Origin of the sequence: Duganella sp. SG902 (genome assembly GCF_013376005.1) — a bacterium.
Taxonomy (GTDB): domain Bacteria; phylum Pseudomonadota; class Gammaproteobacteria; order Burkholderiales; family Burkholderiaceae_D; genus Rugamonas.
In genome coordinates this window covers 600,858-606,857 of the sequence record NZ_JABMJK010000004.1, presented here as the reverse complement: position 1 = coordinate 606,857, position 6,000 = coordinate 600,858, and the positions used below count along the sequence as shown (strand labels likewise).

The following is a 6,000-nucleotide window of genomic DNA, read 5'->3' as shown; positions in this document are numbered from 1 at the left end:
CAACCGGCGCCCGCATCAGGCGCTGGGCATGAAAACACCCGCTAAGGCATTTGCATTAGCGGCTTGAGTTGAGCAGGAATCGCTGGGTCATTACATCCTGGTATTGGCGCAAAATGATCGACGGCCGAAACATTAACTCGCAAATGGGAACACGAAGCAGTGCAATCCGTCGTCTATGACGGCGAGCGGCCGATAAATGTCCATGACGCGATTAGAGCATTTCTGAAGCAACGTGAAAACACAGGCGGTTACGGCAATGCCTGCACGCATATGCCTTGACTGTCAGGTTGTTTTCGATGAGTTCAGAATATCGCATTTGCTGGTTGCCTCCTGCGATATTTATCCCTAACTGTTCCGCCACTACGGCCTAGAGGACTACGCAAGCTCCACGGCTACCCGCTGCATCTCGTCGTTCACATCGATGTCGCGCTGCGTAGTCGCAATGTTCTGGTGTCCGGCTAATGCCATTAACACGCGGACGCCCACGCCTTTGCTTGCCAGATTTGTGATGAAAGTTCGCCGTCCCGAATGACTACTGGCGCCATCGAAACCTGCTTCTTTGTACAAGAAGTGAAAGTGCTGACACAAGGTATTAGCGCTGAAGGCCAGACGCTTCTGTGTATAGAACAGCGGCATGTCGGCCTGCACTCGCTTCAACGTTGCCAGATACACGGCAAGTTCCTTTTGCAGGCGTTCGATTAAAAAAACTGTACGTGCCCTACTTCCTTTTGTCTGTTCTGGCAGCAAGCGGATTTCCGGCCGAACATGGCCATCGTCAGACAACACGTCTTTGACCAGCAGCGCGGCAACCTCGCCGACGCGCATCCCCGCCAAGTGGGTCATCAACAGCATTGCTCGATTTCTGGCCGCATGCCGTTTAATTGCAATAAAGGCAAGAACTCGCTTAAGTTCTTTTTCGGTGAGTGTTTTTGCCTGTGCCATATAAGAAAACCAAAGGATTTAATGCACCGGAAGATGCAACCTTTGGTTTAATAAATCAACCGAAAAGTGACTTTATAGAAAATCCTTTATTTTCAATCGACTAGTAGGAAATGTAAGGATTTCGCTATTTTCTTATTTTAAAAATTCATTACGCTCACGTACCGCCACACTTTATCTCTTCGGTCCCATGCAGTAGTTCGCATCTGTGAAGATATCCAACCTCAGCCGCAACATTGACGTCGTCCTTGGTCACTATCCAGCTGGCTGTAGGAATTTTCTCACGCTATTGAGCACAAAATGTTGCGAAAATGAAAAAATCGTAGGAGAATTGACTACAAACGACTTTTGGTAATACTTCATAGCATAGGGGAAGTGATGGACTGGACATCTTTGGCGACGCACGTAGGCACATTCATTGCTGGGCTTGGTGCGGGTTGGACGGTGCGGATAGCATACTCTAAGCGGTTCGTCGATTCGAGCCGAACCACCAAAGTTAAGCAAACTGGCAACTTTGTTGGCGGTGACATGGTCGCAGGCGACATGCATAAGAACAACAAACCGTGAGCGAACAGAACGACAACGTTGTAACCGGCGACCTTGTCGGTGGCAACAAAACCGAAAACAACTTCAATTTCTCATCTCCCCTTGCCCTAGGGAATAGCGAACTCACAAGGCTGTATATCAAACTCAGGCAAGACGATCCTGATAAAGATACAGCCGGAGGATTTTGTGAGCAACTTCAGCACTACATGACTAGCACGACGGACGGAGACGTTCGCGGCCTTGAAGCAAAACTTCAGGATAGTGGTCGTCTCGATCAACTTTCAGTCGCCAAGGCAATGAAGGAAAGTGCCTTTAAGGCGATCATGCGAAGGCAAACATCTAGTACAGCACAACGAATCTTTACGATTGTTCTGGATGAGCTCCATACCAATTTTATGCTAACCGCAACCCCAATGATTCAAATTGAAGCTGGACGAGCGGCAATCGATCAAGCTATCTTAAAGGTTATAAATGATACCAAATCTATACTTGGGGAAAACCTTTTAGAAATTACCGCAAAGGATCTCTTTTCCTTAATATATTTCCTTGGTGGAAATTGCCACATAAGGTGGGATAAATGCTGATTTATCACCCAGGATATGATGCCTATCATTGCATTTTCCGATTACTAGCTGTAATTGACAAAGTGCAAGATTTGGAGATCGATAAAGCACGAATACTTGAATTCCTCCTTCTCTATCCGTCTGCTGTTGCACAAGTCAAGATCCCTCAAGGGATGACCCCTATTCGGAAAGAAGCCAAGCTTCTCAGTAATCAGTATCATGACCCTATTAATATAAGAACGACGTTCCGAGACATGCGATTCATTCAAGACGCGGCACTAAAATGTATCGCGGCGGCAAGCCTTATTGATCTAGATCGCTTTGAAGTTGGATATGTTACTCGTACAAAATTACCTATCCCGGACTCATTAAACTCATACATTAGGTCATTTGTAAAATCACACGACAATGTATCCCGTTTCGTGCTCGATGAATTATCGACAATTCCTCTCCTGGGAGTAAACGGATTGAAGCACAGAACTGAGTTAATGGAATACAGATATGACTTTATATAAACCAACACTTAAAATAAACCGACTAATAGTTTTTCAAAGCGGACATAAAGCCTTTGATTGCGAGTTTCACGCGGGCGTAAACGTAATTCGTGGTCGAAATAGTAGTGGAAAAACTACTATAATGGATATGCTTGCTTTTTCACTTGGTGCTGAAAACATCCGGTGGAAGCAAGAGGCACTAATGTGTACAGATACCCTTGTAGAAGTCGAGCTTAACGGAAAAGTAGCCACTTTACGAAGAGAAATTAGCGAAAGCCTGAAAAGGCCGATGGCGATTTATTGGGGAACCCTGGAATCTGCGCTCAAAGCAGGCTCGCAAGATTGGGAATTGTACCCATTTTTACGCAGCGCACATCGGATTAGCTTCTCACAGGCATTGATCGAGGCGCTTGAGATGCCCCAAGCCCAAGGTGATGGCGCGTCAAATCTTACGCTACATCAGCTACTTAGGGTCCTGTACGCAGACCAGCCATCAGTTCACAGTCCCATATTTCGCCTAGATAGTTTCGATACGCCGTTAACTCGCGATATGGTTGGTGGGTATCTTTGTGGAGTCTATGATGACGAATTATATTCTGCTCAATTAAGGTTGAGGGAGATCGATTCGCTTTTAGGAAAACAGGAAAGCGAATTACGTAGCATTTACAATGTTTTAGGTCGTTCAGGGCAGTCAGAAAGTTTGGATTTTTTAAACATCAAAATCACCGAACTTGAAGAAGCGCGCACTCAGCAGTCTGCTAATTTGATAGAACTTAAGCAGAAGCGTACTATCACCAACAAGGAACGAAAAGCTGCACAAGCCTTTCCAGATAACTTACGACAGCAGCTTAACGATATGCGCCGCAAAGAGTTTGAAGCTAAAGATCAACTGCATTCTTTAGAACTTGATCAAACTGATTCTACAATGTTCGTAGCCGAGTTGCGTGCAAGATTACAGAATTTAGATGAATCGAAAGAAACCCGCTCTTATTTTGGCAACTTAAGATTTGATTTCTGCCCAAGCTGCCTCTCGCCATTACTTAGTGAAAAGGATCACGATCACTGCCATCTTTGCACGCAGGAATTAGGCGATGGCCGAGGTGAAATGCAGTTACTAAGGATGAGAAATGAAATAAACGTCCAATTAAAAGAGTCAGAATCGCTATTAGAAGGGCGAGCAAAAAATATCGAAGAGTTAAGAACAAACATTCCGCTGATTACGGATCAATTACGGGCGTTAGAACAAAAGTATCGTGATCTGGAGTCGTCTTGGTCAAGTGAGGTTGAACTGGCAATTGAAGAAGCCGCTAGGAAAATCGGTAATTTAGACGAAGAAATTCGTCAAGCTTACGAACGCCAAAAGCTAGCTGCGGTTATTGCAGAATTACAAGCCAAGCGTGATTTGTTACATAATGAAAAGATCAAACTAGAAGACCGAGTGCGCCAGCTCGCGGTACGTCAAGATAGCCGCAAAGCAGAAGTAGCAGCCACTGTTTCCAGTGCTATGCAAAGGCTACTAAAATTAGATCTACCATTGCAAGAAGAATTCAAAAATCCTCGCGAAGTAATATTCGACTTTGTTGAGAATGCTGTGTATGTGAATGGCGCAAAGAATTTCTCCGAAAGTTCGGCTGTCGTGTTGAGACACATTTTCCACTTAGCGTTATTAACTGCCAGCATCAAACACCCGTACATGCGTGTTCCGCGTTTTATGATGCTTGACGGGATAGATGATGGAGGCATGGAGAAGGAACGCAGTCACCGGCTCCAAGAGATTATCGTTAACGAATGTGAAGGTTTTGATGTTGATTTTCAATTAATATTTGCCACGTCGGAAATAAATCCGTTATTGGAAAGAGAGGATCTAGTCGCAGGAAGGTCGTTTAGTCCGAATGCCCGTTCACTAGACGTGCGAAATTAACTTAATATCCATTGTTTTGAATGGTCTTTTATGTCGTCGTTATAGATTCATAGGGCATGGAGATTGTATGGCTAAATCTGTACTACTTTCAAATGGAAAATTCTGGGCAACGCAAACTGCGGCAAAAGCGCATTTTAAAGCGATATTAAATGGTCTATCGGACGGTGAACGTGTAAAAAACATTTCAGACCAAAGCGATTTAGCGGCACTACTCCAAGAATATGACCGCGATATGCCCGCAGAAAGTACAAAGTCAGGGAAGGGTATTGCTTATTTTTTTAGGGACCGAGATAAAGAGCATAACGGGATGACCTCTTGCTTTTATGTCTATAGGATTGATGATACCTCGATTGATTTCAGCTACATAAGAGCTATCGAGGTAGCTTCACGACGCGGTAATAAAAAATGATAGTATCGATTGTCTTTTTAACTGCGTAGGCGGAAATGGAACCAATCACATGGGCATTTATAGGTACACTCTGCGGGGCGGCGGTCGGGGCGTTGACCAGCATCGCAACTACTACAATTAACAGTCGTAATGCGGCAAGCTTGCAATCTGCAAAAACTCGGGATGAGCGTGATGAGCGTCGAAGAGCATTTCAGCGCGAGACAATCCTTCAGGTACAAGATTGCTTTCATGATCTGATGCGTTTTTCTGCAAGGATCTATCTCTCCGATTTAGAGGCTTACCGGACTAATAAGGATTGGAAGAAAAATAGGCTTGGACCTGATTTGGACGAGGGTTTTAGATTACAAAATCAGAAACTGAGTTGTCTTGTAGAGCGTGTTTTTGATGACAATTTGCGATCTGAACTTCGTTCATTACATTCCACTGTTTCTTCTATAGCCTATTCAGAAAATCGTGAGCACGCTGAAGCGATTCACCATGAATCAGCGTCACAATTTACGCAGACCATGAAGGCGCTAGGAGAAGTACTACGTTCTAATTATTGAAGAGGCGTTAAACAGTTATGGGCAAATGTCTGTTGAGCCGACACCTGTTGCGTCATACAGTCACTCTTTTGTTGATTTTTTATCAACTATCGCGCACCATCCTTTACATGAACAACTATTAAGGATGGCAAAAATGTCCCTGCTCAGCAGCTTGAAAATCGTTACCGTAAAACGCCCTGCCCCTGTATCGCCAATCGCACGTCGCCGTGACATGCTGATCGCAAAACTGAACGAGCAGGTCGCTTACGCGCAAGCCCAGCAGGAAGGCGGCGTGTACGCGCCGACGCGTATTCGCACCGTGAAAGATCAGGAATCCGGCGAGAGCAAGCGCGTTGAAATGCCGAAGCGCGTTAAGCCTTGGTGGTTTACTGATGACAGCGGCAAGCTGTGTCTGGTCGTCAAATACGGCACTAAGCCGCTGGAACTGTCGAAGGGTAAAGCGGCTATCGAGCTGGCCGCGCAAGCTGATCTGATTCCGACGCTGGAAACGCTGAAAGCTGCTGTAACTGCTGGCGAGTTGGACGCCCAGATTGAAGTGATGAGCGGCGCGCTGCGCAAAGGCTTCGCTAAGAAGTGATCCGTA

General features: G+C 45.4%; 7 protein-coding genes. 6 read left to right on the top strand and 1 reads right to left on the bottom strand.

All coding sequences use genetic code 11. The features are described 5' to 3' along the window. Window positions 1–375: 375 nt before the first annotated feature. Window positions 376–942, bottom strand: coding sequence for a site-specific integrase (locus FHW83_RS12075; protein WP_176646583.1), 567 nt, complete (start codon window positions 940–942; stop codon window positions 376–378). 560 nt (window positions 943–1,502) lie between these two features. On the opposite strand from FHW83_RS12075, the gene FHW83_RS12070 reads away from it, so the two are divergent. The 6 genes from FHW83_RS12070 (at window position 1,503) to FHW83_RS12050 (ending at window position 5,994) form a co-directional block, all read left to right on the top strand. Beyond that, entirely contained in the window at window positions 1,503–2,069 is a 567-nt protein-coding gene (locus FHW83_RS12070; protein WP_176646582.1) for an ABC-three component system protein, read from the top strand. Continuing rightward, the gene (locus FHW83_RS31225; protein ID WP_308936749.1) at window positions 2,063–2,563 is read left to right on the top strand and encodes an ABC-three component system middle component 5; all 501 of its coding nucleotides are present in this window, start codon (window positions 2,063–2,065) and stop codon (window positions 2,561–2,563) included. The genes FHW83_RS12070 and FHW83_RS31225 overlap by 7 nt, the downstream gene beginning before the upstream one ends. Further along, on the top strand, window positions 2,550–4,463 hold the full coding sequence (locus FHW83_RS12065) for an AAA family ATPase (RefSeq protein WP_176646581.1): 1,914 nt from the start codon (window positions 2,550–2,552) through the stop codon (window positions 4,461–4,463). The genes FHW83_RS31225 and FHW83_RS12065 overlap by 14 nt, the downstream gene beginning before the upstream one ends. 67 nt (window positions 4,464–4,530) lie before the next feature. Continuing rightward, a complete protein-coding gene (locus FHW83_RS12060; protein ID WP_176646580.1) occupies window positions 4,531–4,872 on the top strand; it encodes a DCL family protein in 342 nt (113 codons plus the stop codon). Window positions 4,873–4,907: 35 nt separating this feature from the next. Next, window positions 4,908–5,417, top strand: coding sequence for a hypothetical protein (locus FHW83_RS12055; RefSeq protein WP_130301114.1), 510 nt, complete (start codon window positions 4,908–4,910; stop codon window positions 5,415–5,417). 133 nt (window positions 5,418–5,550) lie between these two features. Beyond that, window positions 5,551–5,994, top strand: coding sequence for a DUF6641 family protein (locus FHW83_RS12050; protein WP_176646579.1), 444 nt, complete (start codon window positions 5,551–5,553; stop codon window positions 5,992–5,994). The last annotated feature ends 6 nt before the right edge of the window (window positions 5,995–6,000 follow it).